Raw genomic sequence first — 20,309 nt, forward strand, 5'->3', positions numbered from 1 at the left:
TTAAAAGAATAAAAGCTTTACACATGCTACACTCATTACAGAGGCGAGTACGTACCTAATGGTTTTATTTTTGTAAAGGTTACTACCAAGGTAAGCGCCAATAAATCCACCCGAAACAGCTGCAAAAAACCATACGTAGGAATAATCGGCAGTAAAAAAAGATTGGGCCTTAACAGATAAAAGCCCTGCAATAGAATTGCAAAAAATAAAAAAAGCCGAGGCCGCAGCAGATTCCTTTGCATTTGCCCAGCCCATTAAAATTAACACTGGACTTAAAAAAATGCCACCACCAATGTTTAGCAAGCCGGCGGCAAATCCTAATATTGCGCCAGTAAACAAACCTGCAATTAACGAAATTTCTTTGCGTGCGCCTTGCTCTGTTGGCGAAAACTTTAACAACCGTGCAATTGGAAACAACAAAGCCAGGCCTAATAAAACATTATAAACCTCTCCTTTTAAGGGGAATTTTGCTCCAAAATACGCAAAAGGCACTGAGGTGATCAAGAATGGTAAAATGAGTTTCCATTTTAAATATCCTGCTTTTTTAAATTGCAAAAATGCAACAGCCGATACAATGATGTTAAGCAGTAAAACCAAAGGTTTATAGACTACGGCAGCTATGCCAGATAAAGAGAAAACTGCAATGTACCCACTAGCACCTCCATGGCCAACGGAGGCATATAAAAACCCCAGTATAAATAGACTTATGGCAATAACAACTTCAATTGGCATTTAAATAAGCATTTTGTTTAAACTAACAGATGAAAAATTTTCTTTGGGTGCATCACACACCGGGCAAGTATACGCACTTAAATCTTCAAATTTTGTTCCAGGGACCACGTGGTTAAATTCATCTCCATAAACCTTGTTGTAAATTGTTTTACAGCTATTGCATTGATAGACATTTTCATTTTCTGCCTTTGGGTGCTGCAATTCTGTCACTTCTTCTGGCAATGCAACATTGAGCTGCAGGCCATAGTAGTAATCAGTTAATTTTATTAAACTTTGCTTCAACTCTTTTTGGTTACAAGGCATTGCAAAACTAACATATTCTTTGTTATTAGGGTTAAAATTTTTAGAATGCATAACCTCATAAAGCTCTTCACCCCGCCTATTTTTCTCGTTTCTTTTTCTGATAATCACAGAACCAAAAAGCCCCGTATTCGGCTTTGTCTTTATGGCGAAACATAGCCGGTACGTCCTTAAATCGACCTCTTCGAAATGTTTAACCAAATTTATTTTAAGCGCTAACGCCTCGTCGCATACATCTTCTATCGACCAATTTAGCTCATTCGCCGCGTGCCTTACATTTATCCGATGTTTATTCATTAGATGGCTCCAATACTTCCGATCATCGTCTTTTATACTTTTAATTACCAACGATTTCCATGCGGTTGTATAAAGTTGTCCCAGCCGTGTTTTTTTACAGATTTCGCAAACTTCTTTTAAAAAAGAAACAGAAAATTCTTCTTTACGCCGATAAATTCCAAGCCACAACTTATGATTTCCATAACGATTGAAACCCTCATAATAAGGCAGTTGGAAATCGGTATGTATTAAAGAGTGGGCATATTCTTGTTGAATAAAGTGTTGATTTTCTGAAATTTTCTTATACAACTGCACGCCTATTATTTCGGTAGAAGACAAAATCTCGGGCTCCAGTACTTTGCAAAGCGCCGCAACATCTTCAGAATAAACTAGTGTAGGCCAACTGTACATTTCATTCCCTTTAGGAAAACGAATGTGGAGGTACCAAAAATTGCTAACCTCTGAGGAAACAAAGTTTAAGTGACCGGTAAAAAACGGGATTAGGTTTTGGGCATAGTCTACTATATTTATTTTAAGCTTTGGTTGATAATTAAAGGCGTTTAAAATGTCTTTATAAGTTCCCTCCCTAAGCCAGTTTGTAGGGCTCAATATTTCTTCGGTTACATAAGAACTCAAAATATTTGGGTACAAATCTGCATCTACCTCGTAAACCACATCATCCACCATCAGCGCGTCTGCAAGATCTTCTAATTTATCCGCATCAATCAAGAAGAAAAGCTGTTGCCGATTTCCAAAACGCAATTGATCTGCTCCTGCGGCTTCTGCATGCATAAGAATGTCGAATAAATCGCCAGGAGAAACAATGCCTCCAGGCAAATTAATTTTTATAATATGTTTAACGCTCATCCTTATTCTAAACTATATCGCTATTTAAATCTATTTTTTTGTAACCTATTCTGCTCGCACGAGAATAATTCTATTTTTTCCAAGCGATACTTTAATCTAATACAAGCGCGGTATCCAAAATTCTTTTCACTTCGGGTCTACAAGATCCGCATCCTGTACCAGCACCTGTTTTGGCACACAAGTCTTTAATTTCTATGCAGCCATTTGCAATGGCATCGCTAATATTTCCCTCGCCTACATTATTGCAACTACAGATCAGTTTCCCAATAATGGGTGCTGGCGCTTTGCCACTTCTTAACAACTGCAAACGTTTACCACTTAATTCAATCTTATTAGAAATCAAATCTCTATACTCTTGAAATTCATTTTTATCTCCAATTAAAATGGCGCCGACCAACCTATCTTGGTGGATAATGCATTTTTTATAATACCTTTTTGCTTTATCGATAAACACAATCTCTTCGTACTCTCTATCGTTTGGACATTCGGGCAATCCAATGCTACATAAATCAAATCCGTGTACCTTAATAATGTTCATGAAAACACTTCCTTGGTAAAAACTTGCTATGTCTCCATATAAATAATTTGCCAAAACAGCTGCCTGTTGTTCTGCAGCCGCCGTAATTCCATAAAGAATACCATCAAATTCTGCTATTTCTCCAATTGCAAAAATAGCTGTGTCGCTGGTTTGAAGATATTCATTTACCACAACTCCTCTTTTAACCATTAAGCCACAATCTTTTGCCAACTCTACATTGGGTGTTGTGCCGATGGCTAATACTACCGCATCACATTCTATTTTGCGGCCACTTTTTAGCCTTACGCCGGTTAACTTAGAACGTCCATAAAAAAGCTCTGCCTCATCATCAAAATAGATATCGCAGCCTTGATCTACCATTTCTTCGTATAAAATCTGGCTACCGAGTGGGTCTAATTGCCTACTTAAAAACCTAGAAATGCGTTGCACTATGGTAATTTTTACGCCCAACGCCCGCAAAGACGCCGCCATTTCTAGCCCTAATAAACCACCACCAACAATAAGCACATGGCTTTCTCTTGGCAAATGGTTTTTAAAATCATCTGCATCTTTACGGGTACGCATAGAAAATATTCCTGGTATTTTCGGAATATTCTTAGGGATAGCAGCCCTGCTTCCCGTTGCAATAATCAGCAAATCGTAAGGGGTTTTTTTACCAAAATCATCTGTTACAAACTTCTGTTCTCTATTTATTTTTTCAATTCCTACACCTCGCTGTAAGCTTATGTTATAAATGGGCTCTTCTTCTTTGGTCATCTTTACCAACTGCTCCCATTTCTGCTCTCCGCTAATGTAATCTGGCAACATTACCCGATTGTAAAAAGGATTATTCTCCTTACTAAAAACCGTAATATGATCGCTTTGATTAACTTCTCTATAGGATTTTATAAAACCAAACGCGCCAGCGCCTGCACCAATAACTACTATACGTTGTGTTGGCTTTTGGTACTTGGCCACGTTTACCGTACAATACTTAAAATCTGGTTCTTTCGAAATTTCATCAAGCAACGGAGTTGTAAGGTTATTGGCTCGATTTAAATCACTATTTAAAATTTTGCCGTAGTGCATGGGTAAAAAAACTACGCCCCGTTTTATGGCGAGGGTAATATTTGCCTTAACCCTAACTTCTCCTGTTTTGGATGTAATACTCACCAAATCGTTTTCGCTTATGTTTAATTCTTCCGCATCGGCGGGATGAATTTCCAAGAACGATTGTTTAATGTGTTGGTTTAACTTACTTACTTTCCCTGTTTTACTTCTGGTATGCCACTGATCTCTAATTCGTCCGGTTGTAAGGATAAGCGGAAATTCTGGAGATGGTCTCTCACTTTTAAAAACATCAGCAACAGCATGAATGATAGCCTTTTGCGACGGTGTGTAAAATTTAAAATCGGTAAAAAGCCTTGGTGTACTTTGGTTTTTCTTACTATGATAAGGCCATTGAACAGACCTTTCTTCTTGTAAAATTTTATAGTTTAAACCAGTAATGTTTATGTTAGTATTTGCCGTTAGTGCCGCGTGCTCTAAAAATATTTCTTCTTGATTCTTATAATCAAATCCGTTAAAACCCATTTTTTGAGCAAATTTTACAATAATCTCCGCATCTGGAAGTGCCTGACCCGGAGCATCTAAAACTTTTGGCAGATAAGAAATACGGCGCTCAGAGTTTGTCATGGTGCCTTCTTTTTCTACCCAGCCCGCAGCAGGCAAAATCACATCGGCGTAAGCCAAACATTCTGACTTGTTGCTAATTTCTTGCACTACCACATACTTGGCCTTTTTTAATGCGGCCTCTGCTTGCCGAACGTTTGGCAAACTAAGCAAAGGATTTGTGCACATTATCCAAATGGCCTTCAACCTGCCATCTTCCAACGCCTCGAACATTTCTGTTGCAGTTAACCCGGGTTTTGGGTTAATTTCTGTGCCCGCCCAAAACTCTTTCACTTCCTTTCTGTGCAAAGGATTGGCTAAATCTTTATGTGCGGCCAGTAGGTTAGAAAGTCCGCCAACCTCTCTTCCGCCCATAGCATTGGGTTGCCCTGTTAAAGAAAGTGGCCCGTTGCCAGGCTTGCCAATTTTTCCGGTAATGAGACTAAGATTTATCAGACTTAAGTTTTTGTTTACGCCAATTGAGCTTTGATTTAAGCCCATTGTCCACATAGAGATAAAGCCTTTTGCATCTCCGATGTATTGAGCGGCTAACTTAATATTGTAAGGATCTAAGCCACAAATTTCTGCCGACTCTTCTAAAGTTTTGGCAAAAACTTTCTTACTATAGGCATCAAAACCTTCTGAGTGGTTATTAATGAAATGAAAATCTACTGTCCCGTTTTCTATAAGAATTCTACCGATGGCATGATTTAGTGTTACATCTGTACCCGGATTAAGTTGCAAATGTAGATCGGCAATAGAGCAAGTATCTGTTACCCGAGGATCAACCACGATGATTTTTACAGTTGGATTTGCTGCCTTGTGGGCTTCTACCCTTCGCCATAAAATTGGGTGACACCATGACGGATTGGCGCCCGTAACGTAAAAACAATCTGCCAGTTCAATATCATCATAACAAAGCGGCACGCTATCTTCTCCCAACGACATTTTGTAAGCCGCAACTGCGCTACTCATGCACAAGCGCGAATTTGTATCGATGTTGTTGCTTCCAATAAATCCCTTCATCAATTTGTTTACCAAATAATATTCTTCGGTAAGGCATTGGCCAGAAACATAGAAAGCCACCGAATCTGGACCGTATTTTTCTATAAACGTTTTAAAAACGGCCGCCGTTCTGTCTAAAGCTTCGTCCCACGTAACTTTTTCTAAAGGCATGCTTTTGTTGTAACGCATCTGCGGATAGAGCAGTCGATCAGACTTGTCGTTAACCGTGTAATGGAGATTTAAACCTTTTGAACAAAGTTTCCCTTCGTTAGATGGATGACTTTTATCTCCCTCTAAAGAAAGTGTATTATTTTTGTCTTTAGAGACCAAAACACCGCAACCCACCCCGCAGTAACAACATGTTGAAGGAATTTGGACTGTTTTTGAAGATATTTTAGTCATATTTTATTTGTAGGTATTTTTTTAAATTAAAGATGGCTTGGATAACGGCTTTGAGCGTGACGGCTACAAAACCGTATAAACGAACATTCTCGAGGAGATACTTTTTCACACGTAAACATTCTATCCATACTATTTCGATGTTGTCATTTAAACTAGGTCGTTATTGCCAGAGAAACATCGTCTACCTCATCACTTTCTTTAATAGTAAATTTTGTAATAAATATGATGACCGAAACTACCAAGACTGCAATTCCGATATACTCGAAAGCTTGTACGTAGCTGATATTTTCTGACTTAAATAGAAACCCAAAAACTAAAGCACCAGCGTTTCCTCCTGCACCAACAATGCCGCTAATAAGCCCAACGTTTTTTTCGTTAACAAAAGGGACTATGCCATAAGTGGCTCCATTAGCCATCTTTAGAAATAAAGCAAAGGTTAACATACTTACAATTGCCAGCACTAAAGAACCTGCTTGGGCAAATAATATAATTCCTATTCCCTCAAGCAATAGCACTATTGCCAATAAGCTCCATTTTCCTTTCGAACCAAATTTGGCTCCAACTTTATCTGAGACAACACCGCCCATAGCTCTGGCAAAAAGATTCATTGCGCCAAAAATACCTGCCCAAAAACCTGCAGAGCTTTGAGAAAGCCCAAAAGAATCTACAAAATGTAAAGAGGCAACATTATCGAAGGTGATTTCTACTCCAAAACACATGGCATAAGCAAGGGTTAGCGCCCATACCCGCCAATCGGCCAAGACAGACCAGTCGGTTTTCTTAGAAGCTGCTTTGGAATGACCGATTTCACTAAAATTTCCGGCGGGCGTGTCTTTTGTGTATTTTAGGTAAAGGATGGCCGTAAAAAGCATCATGCATCCCGGAACAATCATGGCATACCGCCAGGCCTCTCCAGTTGTATAGCCCAGGCCAACAATAGCTGCAAATATAAGGGGCATAACCATGTTGGTTACACCGCCGCCCAAGTTGCCCCAACCACCAGTAATTGCATTTGCCGTGCCTTTTATATTTGAAGCAAACATCATAGAGGTATGGTATTGGGTAATTACAAATGATGCACCTATAACACCTATGGCAAGCCTAAAGAGCAAAAAGGTTTGATAACTGTGGGCCAACCCAACAAGAAATACCGGAATGGAGCCTAGAATTAACAACCAAAAGGCAGTTTTTCTTGGCCCAAAAATATCGCAAAGTTTGCCTATAATTAACCTAGCAAAAATGGTTGATGCAATAGAAGCGATGATGATGTTTCCTACTTGAGCTTTTGATAGCCCAAGCTCTACTCTTATGGTTGGCATTAGGGGCGCAAGACCAAACCAACCAAAGAAACATACAAAAAACATTAACCAAGTAATGTGAAAAGTACGCATTTGAATGCCTTTGATGGATAATAGGCGGAGTTTTGAAAGTGGTTTATTCGTATCGTGATTCATAAAAGTTCTTTTTAAAATTTAAGTTGAGTTACAAAAGTGTTGGTGAAAAAGTAAGCATAGCCCATGCCCATTGGTTAGGTCCTTTTTGGTTAATAACCCCTTTAACAACGTCCGTTGTTTTAGTAGAAAACAATTGCGAGTAACCCAGTTTAAAATTTACCGATGGATAAAAGTCGAGGTTATAAACCACGTCTACTTCTTGGCCAAGCGAGCTGCTTAGTTTGTCTTGTCCAGAAAATACATCTACAGGAGAGTTAAATTGATGTAGATTGAGCAAAAAGGATGATTTTTTGCCAGCCTTGATTTTAGAATTTAGATAAACATCAACTAACCCTGTTGTTCTGCCAGATTGCCCAAAGGCATTGCCAACATAAAAATAATCTATAAACCCGTAGAATTTATGGTTTGTACCAAACGTTGGATCAAATGCATTTTCTTTTGCTGAAGTTGATTTTGTTCCAGATAAATAATCGGCACCAAGCTCTGGAGCAGCAAAAGCCTTGGGTAGCGCAGCAGAAAAGGAGAAAAGATAGGCACTTACATTTTTATTGGTCGAAGATTTACCAGATTGATAATAAGCTTCTTCGTGAATCTTCAATGCACCTACTTTTTGTTCTGCATATAGCCCAAAGGTTTGTTTAAAGGCGGTTGTAGAATCGAGCTTTTGCCTGCCATCATTTAAGAAAAGAAAAGAAATTTTACCGCTGCTATAATCTTTATGCAGCCATAAATATTGCATGGTTTTGTAATTGGCTGTGCCATTGTAAAAAGTGCTAGAAAGTTTTGTTGGTTCTGTACCCACATTTTGGTTGAAAGCAGCACCTATATGTGCAGAAAAACCAGTGGAATCTGTATAGGTAAATTTTGCCAAATCGTGGCTTCTACCTTGTTGTGCCCAGTCTAATCCACCTAAAAAACGTTCGTTGTCGTAGCTTAACTGTTGTCGGCCAATTTTCATGGCATACCTCTTATCAAAACGATATTCTCCATAAGCCTCGAACACGTTTGTTAAGGATGGGTCCGTTTTGTAAACCTGGGCGGTATTGCCCCACATTCGCACATCTTGAAGAGAGATTTTTAGGCTAACTTTTTCTTTAACGTAGCTAAAGTTTAAGCGAGATCGCTGCTCTACAAGCAACGCTGCACTTGTCTCAGCTGTGTTTAGAGTCTTAAAACCGTTTCTAAATTCTGCCCTAGGTCTAAGTTCAGCAGAAATGTTTAACTGTGCCACGGCTTGCTTGCCGTATAAACTTGCAATGCCAATTACAGCTAACTTGTTGATTGATTTAAATTTTCGATACATTTGGGTAAGTTTTGAGTTTTTGCGGATTCGATTCTTTAAGCCCCAATTATGACTGCAATCTGGTTGGGGTTTTCTAGTTTTAATCTAAACGAGTTTTATTGCTATTTTTTTTACCTTCATGGCTGTAAATATATTCAATATCGTGAAATAAACATGTTTTTTATTAAAAAAAATAAAATAAACTGGTAAATTTTAAAAAAAAATGAATTTTATCATAAATTATGCTACTATAAATTATATATTTTTTATAAAAAAATACAATTACTCTTATATTTATGAAATAAATTAATTTTTTAAAGTAAAAAGATACAAAAAGACTTAAATAAATCTAATATTTACATATTTTTATATGCAAATATTAATATATGTAAATTATTACTAGTAAAAAAATATAAAAAACTATATTTTTTTTTAAAAAAAATAGAATCAACTCCATCAGCAAATAAAAAAGATGTTGAAAAACCAATAAAGCTTTTGAAGGAAGAAACGAAGTTAGAGCGGAAGGTAAGCGACCTGCGAGCCTTTTGTCAATATGTTTTCATCTGCGGCATGCATGGCCAGTGCATTTGCAGCAAAACCTAGCCGAACATCCCCAGATCCATTGATGTCTACTTTGTTTAACATTCCGTTTTTTATAATTACGGGGAAAAACTCATCTAAACTCGTCTTTTTTATACGTTCAAAATTTAGTGGAAGTTTTTCAATTGTTGGCGCAGCGCCCCGTAAAGAAGTATTTATATAGAATTCTACAAAGAGCTTAAAAGTAACCAAGCACGAAAATGGATTGCCCGGCAAAGCAAAAATCATTGTTTTACCTAATTGCCCACACCAAATAGGCTTACCTGGTTTTATAGCAACTTTATGGAAATTTTTTGAGGCGCCCAACTCTTCCAGGATGGACGGAATAAAGTCAGCTTGACCAGCCGAAACACCTCCAGTAATGATTAATATGTCTGATTGCAAGTTTTTTTTAATGGTTAACCGTAAAGCATCAGGATCATCTAGAACATGAGTGTATTTATCGATCTCGATACCTAATTGTTTCAAGAGCGAGGTTAACACATATTTATTGCTGTTATAAATAGTTATGGGAGAAATTTCTTGCTGCAGTTCTATAATTTCATCTCCGGTGGTGATGAAATTTACAGTCGGCAACTTTTTTACAGCGATTTTGCCTTTGCCTAAAGAAGCCAATAAACCAATTGTTGCAGCATTGAGGCACGTTCCACCTCTAATTGCAAGTGCGGCAGTTTCCAAATCTTGCCCCTTTAATGAAATGTTTTGATATCGCTTAGCTCCCCTCGAAATAACTTCGATTTTTTCATTTTGCTCTAAGGTATCTTCCACCCGAATAACTACATCAGCAAATTCGGGAACGGAGGCACCAGTCATTATTTTATAGCATTCTCCACGTTGTATTTTTTTAGAAAATAAACTACCGGCAAATATGGTTTCAATACATCTAAATTCTTTAATTCCGATACTTAAGTCTTCAAGTCGCAAAGCGACACCATCCATTGCCGACCGATTAAAAGGAGGTAAATCTCGAGGGGCAAATACGTCTCCTTCCAAAACCCTACCGAGACCGTTCTCAAGGCTAATATCCTCTTGCCCAAAAGAATGTGCTTTTGATAGGATTAATGCTATTGCGTTTTGAAAGGAAATCATTCTTTGTGTTTTATAGAGAATTTTTCTATCAGACTAGTGCCCTCCGCCTTTCATCATTTTCCTAGCGTGAAAAATAGCGGGCAAAATTGCTTCCAAGCCTTCCCTTGCACCATCACTACTTCCAGGCAGGGTAACAATAAGGGTTTGACCAATAGATCCCGCAACCGCTCTACTCATCATGGCAAGTGGGGTTCTCTGCTGACCAAAAACTCGCATGGCCTCAGTAACGCCGTCGGCGTCGCGCTCTAAAATTTCTTTTACCGCTTCTACAGTTAAATCTCTGGGGCCTAAACCAGTACCGCCTGTGGTAAAAATAAAATGAACATCATCCTTTACCCAGTCAAGTATTTGAGATTGTATGGCGTTTTTGTCATCTGGCAAAACGCCATAATATTTAACAGTTGCATTTACATCTCCCAGCATCTTTTTAATCAATACGCCAGATTTGTCTTCTCTTTTCCCTTGAGCTGTTGAATCAGAACAAACCAACACAGCGCAAACGGGCGAAGTGGCAAAAAACTTTATTCGATCGCTTTTGCCTCCTTTTTTATCAAGCAGGCGAATTTTTCCAATTTCTAAACATTTATCTATTGGCTTTAGCATATCATAAAGCTCTAAAGCTGCTACAGAAACCGCGGTAAGAACTTCCATCTCAATCCCAGTGCGCCCAATAGATTTTGCCTCCCCAAAAATCACTATCCCTGTTTTTTCAAAGGTCTCTTTATCAAGAAATGAGGAATGCAGGTTGGCGTCCAAAAAATCAAAGGTTAAATCCATACCGTCAATTTGTACCGGATGACAATGAGGCAATAACTGCGGAGTGAGCTTTGCACCGATAAAACCTGCAGCCCTAGCAACATCAAACAAATTTCCCTTTGGCAGTTCGTTCTTTCGAATAACCGCAATGGTGTCCTCCGAACAAAAAACAACTCCAACGGCTTTTGCAGTTCTTAGGGAAACCTGCTTGCTCGTTATATCTCTCATTTACTTAAACACCCGCATTTAACGGTTATGAATTTCTAAATAGACTTTTCCTTCTTTAACAAAGATAGGATATGTTTTTAACTCACAGTCATCGCCACTTAAACAGGCACCAGTTTGTAATGAAAATGTTTTTTTATGAAAAGGACAGGCCACTTTAGGCTCACATTCTTCTCCTGAGCTGCCGATCATCCCGCGAGACAATACCATTTGTTGTTTATGTGGACAAAGATTTTGTGTTGCATACCATTCTTGTCTTCTTTTAAAGTTAAAAATTGCAATTTGCTCGTCTTTATATTTTACGCAAGCACCGCCGTTCTCGGGAACCTCGTCTGCATAGCAGGCAAAAAATAGTCCATCTTTATTAGTACTTTCTATTGCCACGTTTGTATTTAAAATGTCGATCATTGTTTTAAGTTTTATCTAAATTGGATGCACTAATAAACTATTGTTTTTTATATCATTACCAGGTTTCTGCTTTTACCTGATCTCTCATGGTTTCGAATTTTACTGTAGGATCCTTCTCTTCTGGCGCATTTAAGAAATGGTTAAATCGCTTTCTCATTTCTGGATTTGCGATGGCCGCTTCCCACTCGCAAGCATAGCTGTTTACATGGTACTCCATTGCCGTCTCCAGCTCTGCCGCAATGCCCAAACTATCATTAACCACTACGTTTTTTAGGTAGGCAATCCCACCTTCCATTTTATCTAACCAAGTTGCGGTACGTGTTAATGGATCGGCGGTACGCACGTAAAACATTAAAAATCTATCGAGGTATTTAATGCATGTTTCGCTATCGACATCTGTTGCCAATAATTGGGCGTGTTTTGGTTTTGAGCCACCGTTTCCACACACATACAAATTCCAACCTTTTTCTGTGGCGATAATGCCAAAGTCTTTAGATTGTGCCTCGGCACACTCGCGCACGCAACCAGAAACCCCTCCCTTTAATTTATGTGGAGATCTTAAGCCTTTATACCTGTCTTCTACCCTGATTGCGAAACTAACACTATCGTGCAAGCCATAGCGGCACCATGTGCTTCCCACACAGCTTTTTACCGTACGCAAGGATTTTCCGTACGCATGTCCGCTTTCAAAACCAGCCGCTATTAATCTAGCCCAAATAAAGGGCAGATCATTTAAATGCGCACCGAATAAATCGATTCTTTGTCCGCCGGTAATTTTGGTGTACAAGTTAAAATCTTTGGCCACCTGGCCGATTACGATGAGTTTATCGGGGGTGATTTCGCCACCGGGAATGCGCGGAACTACAGAATACGTTCCGCCTTTTTGAATGTTCGCCAGAAATCGGTCGTTACTATCTTGTATGGTATCTTGTTTCAGAATTAAATCGTTCCACAAACCAGCCAAAATACTGGCAATTGCAGGCTTGCAAACCTCACAACCATCGCCTTTCCCAAATGCATCCAGCACTTCGTCATAGGTTTTTATTTCGTTTATCTTGATCAAATCCAACAATTCCTGACGGGCATAATCGAAATGTTCGCAAATAACGTTTTTAATGTACACGCCGTTTTCTTTAAGCGTTCCTGCGATGAGGTCTTTTACCATCGGGATACAACCTCCACAACCCGTTCCAGCTCGGTTGCATTTTTTCATCGCCTCGGCACTAGTTATGTTAAGTTCGGTTACAGCATTACAAATAGCTCCTTTAGATACTGCTTCGCAAGAGCAGACCAGCGCTTCGTCTGGCAAACTCATAACTCCAGAACCAACCGCAGCCTCTCCGCCGCGAAGGCCTAAAATCAAATCTTCTGGATTTGGCGGCAAGACAATTTTGTTGTTTACCGTCTGTAAAAGCATATTATATGCCTCTGCATCACCAATTAAGATACCGCCCAAGAGCTGCTTCCCGTCGTTGCTTATATTAATACGTTTGTAAACGCCTTTATTGGTATCTTCAAAAACGATTGAAGTACAATCTGGCTCAGCGATAAATGGATCACCGAAACTGGCCACATCTACACCGATTAATTTTAGTTTGGTACTCATATCAAAGCCGTTAAAGCTTCTATTTATGTTGCAGAGAAACGAAGCCGCAACTTCTGCCATTTCATAACCTGGTGCAACTAAACCATAGATCATACTATCGTGCAAGGCGCATTCGCCAATTGCAAATATATCCTCATCACTGGTTTGCATAAATTGATTTACCACCACACCTCCTCTCGAGCTCACTTCTAGTCCTGCAAGTTTTGCAATCTCATCTCGCGGCCTAATGCCCGCAGAGATTACGAGCATTTCTAAATCGAGCTGAGTATCATCAGCGAAAGCCATACCCGTAATCTCGTCTGAACCAAGAATGTGTGAGGTGTTTTTATTAAGATGTATTTTAAGGTCTAGCTGTTGCAATTTGCCCTGAAGCAGTTTACTGCCAGCATCATCAATTTGGCGCGGCATTAACCGAGAAGCAAACTCGATTACGTGAGTTTCTTTTATACCAAGATCCAACATTGCCTTTGCAGCTTCTAAACCGAGCAGACCACCTCCCATTACCGCGCCGCGGGTACACTTTGCCGCATGCACCTTCATTTTATCAAGATCTTCTAAAGTTCGATAAACGAATATCCCTTCTTTTTCTATACCGGGGATATTGGGAACAAATGGCGAAGAACCGGTTGCAAGAATCAGGTAGTCATAAGACAAAGAAACGCCTCGATGGCTGTGTACCGTTTTAGACTCTCGGTTGATTTCCGTCACGGCATCATCCAAATACAAGTCGATTTTATTCTCTTGATACCATAAATTGGTCGACAAACTTAAATCTTCTGCTGTTTTACCAGCAAAATAAGAGCTAAGATGCACCCTATCGTAGGCGATAAGCGGCTCTTCTCCAAAGACAGTGACCTGAAAATTATCGGTTTTAGAAACTAGCTTTTCGCAAAACTTGTGTCCAACCATACCATTTCCTATAATAATTATCTTTTTTTTCATCTATATTTTTAAAAAACCACCTTAAATATTTAAATAAACTTTATACTCCACAAAAAAAGCAAAAAAAAACCATTTTAATCATATTTTTAGATAATTTATTTTCAATAAAATTATAAAAAACAATATACAGAAGAAAATAAACATAATTACATCTAAATTTTATATTAAATAATTTATTTTAGTATAATTACACCATATATGTACAATATTTAATGTAAAAATTAAATAAAAACAAATTTATAATATAAATTATCTAAAAAATAATGCAAAAATTTAATTCTGAACTGATAATTGTAGGAGCTGGGCCCGGAGATCCTGAATTAATCACCCTAAAAGCGCTAAAAGCATTAAAAAAAGCAGACGTTATTCTTTACGACAATCTTGCGAACAAAGAGCTTTTACAATATTCTAAAGAAAATTGCGAAATGATTTACGTGGGTAAAAATCCATATCAAAAATATAATACCCAAGAGCAAATACATGAACTGATTGCCATACATTTAGGTCAAAAAGAATTTGTGATCCGTTTAAAGGGCGGCGACCCATTTATTTTTGGAAGAGGAATGGAAGAAGTTATGTTTGCGAGGTCACTTGGCTATAAGGCCTCTTATATTCCTGGCATTACCAGCATGTTGGCCATTGGGCTAAATGACATTCCATTAACCCATAGAGGGATTAGCGAAAGTTTATGGATGATAACCGGAACAAAAAAAGATGGCAGCCTATCTAGAGATGTTTGTTTGGCCATGCAGAGCAAAACTACTTTGGTAATTTATATGGGCATGAAAAATCTGCCTTTTATTATTCAGGAAGCTATAAAATGTGGCAAACCAGATACACCAGCGGCATTAATACAGCATGCCTCTTTGCCAAACATGAAAATGGTAAAAGGCAGGTTGATTGACCTAGAAAAACTGGCCAAAGAACATGAGATTAGCCATCCAGCACTAATTGTTATTGGAGAAGTAGTTGCATTTTCTTCTTGGAAAAACATATAGGTATTTTTGAGGCTGTTCTTATTTGCTCAGAGCAACTCCAAACCAAAGTGGCAAGCAGACAAATCAACTTGGGGGCTAATGTTACGCCTTTGGTTTTTTTTAAGGCTATACCCGCAGTCATCGCCATAATGGCCAACTGAACTCACAATGTTCTATTTGACTCTTGTATCCTAAACGGATCTTAACCGGAAAATATTTCAATACAACAACGAGCAGACATGACGTTTCGATAGCTGCCTTGTTTGTAAACTGAGGATTTTGTTATATTTGGCTTGGGATGGTTATAATGAATGCCGTTTATTTTCAGCCCTAATTTTAAAAACATCAACGTTGGCTGTAGTGCAACAATCACTAAACGGCAGACCAAAAAATGAAGGATAACGACATTAAAAGACTTTCGCGACTGACTGCAATTTTAACACAACTGCAAACAAAACAACTTATTACTTCGACAAGTCTTGCCGAAAAATTTGGGGTTAGTGTTCGAACAATTTATAGAGACATTAAAGCATTAGACAAAGCAGGAGTTCCTATATTTACCGAAGACGGAAAAGGATATTCGCTGATGGAGGGTTATAAAATTCCACCAATAATGTTTTCTGAAAGTGAAGCAAATGCTTTAATTACAGTTGAACAACTGGTACTTAAAAATTGGGATAGTTCACTTATTAAGGAATATACCGAAGCGATTAATAAAGTAAAAGCCGTTTTATCACATTCAACAAAGCAAAAGGTTGATTTACTCTCAAAAAGAATTGCCGTTAGTCCTGCTATATCAGCGGTAAACGCAAGTAATTCCTTAACACTAGTTCAAAATGCGCTTACCGACTTCGACCTTTTGAACATCGTATATTATTCGGAACATAAAAACGAAAAAACAGAAAGGAATATAGAACCTTTCGCATTCTATTATAACTTGCAAGAGCGTTGGACACTAATTGCCTATTGCAGGTTAAGAAAGGATTACAGGATGTTTCGTTTAGACAGAATTCTAAAAATTACACAAATGGATTTGAAGTTTACTCCACACAAGCTAACACTTAAAGAATATTTAGCCGAAAAAGAAAAGAATTTTAGCACCCCTGACATACTGTTGTCTTAACACTGAATTACTTTTGTTAAATAACTTAAAAAAATAAAACATGAATTTAGCATCAATTCGCATCATTACTTCTAACATTAAGGAACTAATAAAATTTTACGAGCAAGTAACGGGAATGCCTGTAGTGGAATATACACAAGATTTTGCAGAACTTAAAACCCAATCTGCCACACTGGCAATTGGCAGCACTAAAACATTACAATTATTTGGAGGAGAAGAGGTTGCAGAAGCAAGCCATAACCGAAGTGCAATAATAGAATTTAGAGTAGATGATGTAGAGAAGGACTATGCGAGATTAGCTGACTATCTTAAAAATTGTATCGTTCAAAAACCTACTACATTGCCTTGGGGCAATAAATCTCTTTTATTTCGTGATCCAGATGGCAACCTCGTAAACTTTTTCACTCCTGTTACACCAGAAGCAATCAAGAAGTTTGATGGAGAAACTACCTAAAAAGAATAAAAAAAAGGCGATTTTTTGATTTACTATTCGGGAAAGCATACGGTAGGAAAATCCGACAAATGCCAAGAATTTGCAACGTTAGGTAAAGAATTAAATAATGAAATATATCTGTTTCAAGTTTCGGAGGACTTTTGCCCTTCAAGACAAATAAGAGCATACGTTGTTCACTTTCTTAAATAGAAAACCAACCTCTGTAGCCCGATTTATAAGATATATTTACAGGTAATTTTACATCCTTTCAATTTTTGAAATAGGTCGCTATAATAGTGATATTTTGATGGCCTACTTAGACTAATTCTGCAGATTTCTGATTTAGAAAAGATTAATGTGCAATTAAAAATTACGATATTCTGTCATTAGACATAACATTAAAAACTAACACTTAGATGCTACACAAATAAATATTACCGAACGGTTGGTAAAATATCTTTTTTTACCTATATTTGTCCTATGAGACCACAAAAAATAGTGGATAAAGATTTATTAATTGCCTTAACGAGTGTATTTCGCGCTAAAGGTTATGAAGGGGCCAGTTTAAAAGAATTATCTGAGGCAACTGGTCTAAAAAAAGCGAGCCTCTACCATAGGTTTCCGAATGGAAAGCAAGAGATGGCGGAGTCTGTCTTTAATTATATGGCTCAATGGGTTGAAGAAAATATATTCTCTGCACTAAATGACGAATCCTTCTCACCAGAAGTAAGGCTTAAAAATGGATTGGCTCAAATTAAGACACTTTATGCGGGAGGAAAAGAAATCTGTATTTTAAGAGCTTTATCAATGCAAGCAGGGATGGATTTATTTGAACAAAACATTAGTATCGGATTGACTAAATGGATAAATGCATTTACAGAAGTTGGAACTGCATTACAGTTATCTTCTGAAATAGCAAAAGAAAAGGCAACACAAACATTAATTGAAATTCAGGGCAGTCTCATTTTGACCAAAGGATTGAATGATATAACTATTTTTGAAAAATCATTACAAAATATAGAAAACAGATACTTGAAAACATAAAAAAATTTGATTGTAGCAATTACCGAATGTTCGGTAAAATTAAAACTTCATTTATAGAGAACAACAAGTCATAAAAAAGGACAAATAAAAAAAATAACCATTCTTCTATCAATACTTACCCTAATTGGATGTCAATCCATAAACCAAAAAATAAATCGTTAGTTAATTTAAAAAATCAATCAAAAATGGAAAGCACAAAATATAAAAAAACAGATATCGGTGGGATTGAGATTGCCTACCGTGAAGCTGGAAATCCAAAAAACCCTACAATTATTTTGTTGCACGGTTTTCCCGCATCCTCACATCAATACAGAAAAGTGCTGAATCAATTATCAGATGATTTTCATTTGATAGCACCTGACTATCCTGGATTTGGAAATAGTGATTATCCAGCACCTACTGTATATGACTATACATTTGATAATCTAGCTAAAACGATAGACTCTTTTCTTGAACAAAAAGAATTGAAATCCTATGCAATAATGATCCAGGATTATGGTGCCCCGGTCGGACTTAGAATTGCCACAGCGCATCCAGAACGGATTACGGCCATTATAGATCAAAACGGGAACGCTTATGAAGAAGGATTGGGTGAAGCGTGGAAGGATATTAGGGCGCTATGGAAAAACAGAAATGAAGAGACCGAAAATGCATTAATGCCCACATTTACTTTAGATGCACTCAAGTGGCAATATATCCACGGAACCAGAAATCCAGAAAATATCAACCCCGATACGTGGAATCTAGATTATTTAAACCTATCAAAACCAAATGCGCATCAGATTAGTCTGGATTTATTTTATGATTACCAAAATAATTTGAAATTATACCCTAAATGGCAACAGTACTTAAGAGATAATCAACCCCCTCTATTAATTGTATGGGGTAAAAATGATGAATTCTTTCCTGAAAGTGGTGCGGAAGCATTTAAAAAAGATGTCAAAAGTATAGATTATAATATTTATGATACCGGCCATTTTGCTTTGGAAGAGGACGGAAATGCAATCATAGAAAAAATTAGATCTTTTATGAAAAAAACACGCTAATAAATCGAATTGGCTATGTAGGAATAGGATTCAAATTTAACAATACTTAAAACAAATAATATGACCACTAAAGAAACAAAGCATACGTTGGCCAAAACTTTTCAAAAGGCATTAACCGATAAAAATTGGGATTTAATGTCTACAATTATGAGTCCAGAGGTATCGTGGACATTGCCCGGCAGCAACAAAATATCAGGCAAAGCTTCTGGAATTGATGCCGTGATAAACCGTGCTCATCTAATCGCTAGTTACGGGCTCAGTTTTGAACTTTTGAATGTGCTTGTCAGCAAGGATAATATGGCGCTTTCCCTTCATAATACTGCAAAAAGGGGAGCTCTTGTACTAGATGAATACCTCGCTACAGTCTGTGAAATTAAGAAGGACCGAATTGTTTCTATCGAGACCTATCTTTCTGATTTGGATGGGATGAATGCATTTTTTGAGGATTTACCTTAATAATATGGAAACGGCTGCAAATGTTGTGCTACTGGAAAAATATTTCTCGAATAAAACTAAAACTTATCTGAATCAAGGTTTTAAGCATTACGTTCCTCTAATTTTCAACTGAATGATTGTAATTGAGTTTTTGACTTTAGTTTTCTTACAATTTTAAAAAACAACCCTACGCTACTTTTGATTTAACAAAAAAGGTATAAAAATCAAATAACAACGTACTATGAAAATCCTAATTCAAATTGAAGAATTTACAGTATTTCTTGGATGCATTTATTTATTCTCACGTTTCAATCTGAAGTGGTGGTGGTTTCCGCTCTTGTTGTGGTTACCCGATTTTTCTATGGTGGGCTACCTCTACAGTTCTGCGGTTGGGGCTGTATTATATAACATAGTTCACTTTAAGGGAACAGCCGTTGCTATCGGCGTTTATGGTTTAGTCAAGAAAAATAAAACCCTTATGCTCATCGGAATAATGCTTCTTGCACACGATACTATGGACAGATCTATCGGCGCCGGATTAAAATATCTTGACGGATTTTGGCATACGAGTCTAAATACCAATAAATATTGGTAGTCAAAAAAATGTTATGCAAGCTCTTGAAAATAAGTATAATCACTTAAGATTATGAAAAAAAAAGTAAAAATCACAGCAATTTTATTATTAACCACGGTGTCTATTTGGGCACAAAATAAAGATGAAGAACAAATGAAAACACGAACAATAAACCCTTGGAAATGGCAGAATGAGCGAAGTTATGTGCAAGCTGTTGAAGTTACACAAGCCCACGGAACACTTTATGTTTCTGGTCAGACTGCAATTGATGCAAATGGAATCTCGAGTACTGCAGATATGAAAACTCAATTAATAGAAGCCCTAGAAAACCTAGATAAAGTAATTGAAGAAGCAGGCTATGAAAACAAGAACATTGTACGGCTGAATATTTATACAACGTCAACGGAGGAGCTTTTCACTCACTTCAAAATTTTTCAAGATTGGATAGCAAAAAATAACATCAAACAATCTTCTACAGTATTGGAGGTAAAAAGTCTTTTTGAAACATTGAAAGTTGAATTGGAAGCTACTGTCGTCAAGTAATT

17 protein-coding genes are annotated in these 20,309 nt (G+C 37.5%); 8 read left to right on the top strand and 9 right to left on the bottom strand.

From position 1 onward, the window contains the following. From ABIB40_RS12800 to nirB, 9 genes are all read right to left on the bottom strand, one after another. Entirely contained in the window at positions 1-732 is a 732-nt protein-coding gene (locus ABIB40_RS12800) for a sulfite exporter TauE/SafE family protein (protein WP_354359653.1), read from the bottom strand. Then, positions 733-2,175, bottom strand: coding sequence for a rubredoxin (locus ABIB40_RS12805; protein ID WP_354359655.1), 1,443 nt, complete (start codon positions 2,173-2,175; stop codon positions 733-735). It lies immediately after the preceding gene. 91 nt (positions 2,176-2,266) lie between these two features. Then, a complete protein-coding gene (locus tag ABIB40_RS12810) occupies positions 2,267-5,770 on the bottom strand; it encodes a molybdopterin-dependent oxidoreductase (protein WP_354359657.1) in 3,504 nt (1,167 codons plus the stop codon). A 152-nt stretch (positions 5,771-5,922) separates the two neighbouring features. Further along, positions 5,923-7,224 (bottom strand): NarK family nitrate/nitrite MFS transporter, encoded by a 1,302-nt coding sequence (locus ABIB40_RS12815; protein ID WP_354359659.1) that lies wholly within the window; start codon positions 7,222-7,224, stop codon positions 5,923-5,925. A gap of 28 nt (positions 7,225-7,252) precedes the next feature. Continuing rightward, on the bottom strand, positions 7,253-8,527 hold the full coding sequence (locus ABIB40_RS12820) for an alginate export family protein (RefSeq protein ID WP_354359661.1): 1,275 nt from the start codon (positions 8,525-8,527) through the stop codon (positions 7,253-7,255). Between the two features lie 492 nt (positions 8,528-9,019). Then, positions 9,020-10,195, bottom strand: coding sequence for a molybdopterin molybdotransferase MoeA (locus tag ABIB40_RS12825; protein WP_354359663.1), 1,176 nt, complete (start codon positions 10,193-10,195; stop codon positions 9,020-9,022). A 33-nt stretch (positions 10,196-10,228) separates the two neighbouring features. Continuing rightward, the gene (gene moaCB, locus ABIB40_RS12830) at positions 10,229-11,179 is read right to left on the bottom strand and encodes a bifunctional molybdenum cofactor biosynthesis protein MoaC/MoaB (RefSeq protein WP_354359665.1); all 951 of its coding nucleotides are present in this window, start codon (positions 11,177-11,179) and stop codon (positions 10,229-10,231) included. An 18-nt stretch (positions 11,180-11,197) separates the two neighbouring features. Continuing rightward, positions 11,198-11,584: a nitrite reductase small subunit NirD gene (gene nirD / locus ABIB40_RS12835; protein ID WP_354359667.1), complete on the bottom strand. Its 387-nt coding sequence runs from the start codon at positions 11,582-11,584 to the stop codon at positions 11,198-11,200. Between the two features lie 55 nt (positions 11,585-11,639). Beyond that, the gene (nirB, locus tag ABIB40_RS12840; RefSeq protein ID WP_354359669.1) at positions 11,640-14,132 is read right to left on the bottom strand and encodes a nitrite reductase large subunit NirB; all 2,493 of its coding nucleotides are present in this window, start codon (positions 14,130-14,132) and stop codon (positions 11,640-11,642) included. A 263-nt stretch (positions 14,133-14,395) separates the two neighbouring features. Between nirB and cobA the strand changes: the two genes are divergently transcribed. The 8 genes from cobA (at position 14,396) to ABIB40_RS12880 (ending at position 20,307) form a co-directional block, all read left to right on the top strand. Continuing rightward, the gene (gene cobA / locus ABIB40_RS12845; RefSeq protein ID WP_354359671.1) at positions 14,396-15,130 is read left to right on the top strand and encodes a uroporphyrinogen-III C-methyltransferase; all 735 of its coding nucleotides are present in this window, start codon (positions 14,396-14,398) and stop codon (positions 15,128-15,130) included. 370 nt (positions 15,131-15,500) lie between these two features. Further along, positions 15,501-16,232, top strand: coding sequence for a helix-turn-helix transcriptional regulator (locus tag ABIB40_RS12850; protein ID WP_354359673.1), 732 nt, complete (start codon positions 15,501-15,503; stop codon positions 16,230-16,232). A 40-nt stretch (positions 16,233-16,272) separates the two neighbouring features. Continuing rightward, positions 16,273-16,686, top strand: coding sequence for a VOC family protein (locus ABIB40_RS12855; RefSeq protein WP_354359675.1), 414 nt, complete (start codon positions 16,273-16,275; stop codon positions 16,684-16,686). A gap of 459 nt (positions 16,687-17,145) precedes the next feature. After that, positions 17,146-17,709 carry a TetR/AcrR family transcriptional regulator gene (locus ABIB40_RS12860; RefSeq protein WP_354359677.1) on the top strand — a complete coding sequence of 188 codons (564 nt, stop codon included), beginning with the start codon at positions 17,146-17,148 and terminating at the stop codon, positions 17,707-17,709. 185 nt (positions 17,710-17,894) lie between these two features. Beyond that, complete coding sequence (locus ABIB40_RS12865) at positions 17,895-18,755, top strand: alpha/beta fold hydrolase (RefSeq protein ID WP_354359679.1); 861 nt, start codon at positions 17,895-17,897, stop codon at positions 18,753-18,755. Positions 18,756-18,815: 60 nt separating this feature from the next. Next, positions 18,816-19,211, top strand: coding sequence for a nuclear transport factor 2 family protein (locus ABIB40_RS12870; RefSeq protein WP_354359680.1), 396 nt, complete (start codon positions 18,816-18,818; stop codon positions 19,209-19,211). A 220-nt stretch (positions 19,212-19,431) separates the two neighbouring features. Continuing rightward, complete coding sequence (locus ABIB40_RS12875; RefSeq protein WP_354359682.1) at positions 19,432-19,785, top strand: DUF4260 family protein; 354 nt, start codon at positions 19,432-19,434, stop codon at positions 19,783-19,785. Positions 19,786-19,836: 51 nt separating this feature from the next. Continuing rightward, positions 19,837-20,307, top strand: a complete 471-nt coding sequence (locus ABIB40_RS12880) for a RidA family protein (protein WP_354359684.1) — start codon at positions 19,837-19,839, stop codon at positions 20,305-20,307. Positions 20,308-20,309: the final 2 nt, after the last annotated feature.

Origin of the sequence: Pedobacter sp. UYP30, assembly GCF_040547165.1 — a bacterium.
Taxonomy (GTDB): domain Bacteria; phylum Bacteroidota; class Bacteroidia; order Sphingobacteriales; family Sphingobacteriaceae; genus Pedobacter.

Excerpts from the sequence above, each read along its gene's own strand:
- ABIB40_RS12810 (WP_354359657.1), bottom strand. The coding sequence starts at position 5,770 with ATGACTAAAATATCTTCAAAAACAGTCCAAATTCCTTCAACATGTTGT.
- ABIB40_RS12800 (WP_354359653.1), bottom strand. The coding sequence starts at position 732 with ATGCCAATTGAAGTTGTTATTGCCATAAGTCTATTTATACTGGGGTTT.
- ABIB40_RS12805 (WP_354359655.1), bottom strand. The coding sequence starts at position 2,175 with ATGAGCGTTAAACATATTATAAAAATTAATTTGCCTGGAGGCATTGTT.
- ABIB40_RS12870 (WP_354359680.1), top strand. The coding sequence starts at position 18,816 with ATGACCACTAAAGAAACAAAGCATACGTTGGCCAAAACTTTTCAAAAG.
- ABIB40_RS12855 (WP_354359675.1), top strand. The coding sequence starts at position 16,273 with ATGAATTTAGCATCAATTCGCATCATTACTTCTAACATTAAGGAACTA.
- ABIB40_RS12815 (WP_354359659.1), bottom strand. The coding sequence starts at position 7,224 with ATGAATCACGATACGAATAAACCACTTTCAAAACTCCGCCTATTATCC.
- ABIB40_RS12825 (WP_354359663.1), bottom strand. The coding sequence starts at position 10,195 with ATGATTTCCTTTCAAAACGCAATAGCATTAATCCTATCAAAAGCACAT.
- nirD (WP_354359667.1), bottom strand. The coding sequence starts at position 11,584 with ATGATCGACATTTTAAATACAAACGTGGCAATAGAAAGTACTAATAAA.
- ABIB40_RS12860 (WP_354359677.1), top strand. The coding sequence starts at position 17,146 with ATGAGACCACAAAAAATAGTGGATAAAGATTTATTAATTGCCTTAACG.
- ABIB40_RS12880 (WP_354359684.1), top strand. The coding sequence starts at position 19,837 with ATGAAAAAAAAAGTAAAAATCACAGCAATTTTATTATTAACCACGGTG.
- ABIB40_RS12850 (WP_354359673.1), top strand. The coding sequence starts at position 15,501 with ATGAAGGATAACGACATTAAAAGACTTTCGCGACTGACTGCAATTTTA.
- ABIB40_RS12865 (WP_354359679.1), top strand. The coding sequence starts at position 17,895 with ATGGAAAGCACAAAATATAAAAAAACAGATATCGGTGGGATTGAGATT.
- ABIB40_RS12875 (WP_354359682.1), top strand. The coding sequence starts at position 19,432 with ATGAAAATCCTAATTCAAATTGAAGAATTTACAGTATTTCTTGGATGC.
- nirB (WP_354359669.1), bottom strand. The coding sequence starts at position 14,132 with ATGAAAAAAAAGATAATTATTATAGGAAATGGTATGGTTGGACACAAG.
- cobA (WP_354359671.1), top strand. The coding sequence starts at position 14,396 with ATGCAAAAATTTAATTCTGAACTGATAATTGTAGGAGCTGGGCCCGGA.
- moaCB (WP_354359665.1), bottom strand. The coding sequence starts at position 11,179 with ATGAGAGATATAACGAGCAAGCAGGTTTCCCTAAGAACTGCAAAAGCC.
- ABIB40_RS12820 (WP_354359661.1), bottom strand. The coding sequence starts at position 8,527 with ATGTATCGAAAATTTAAATCAATCAACAAGTTAGCTGTAATTGGCATT.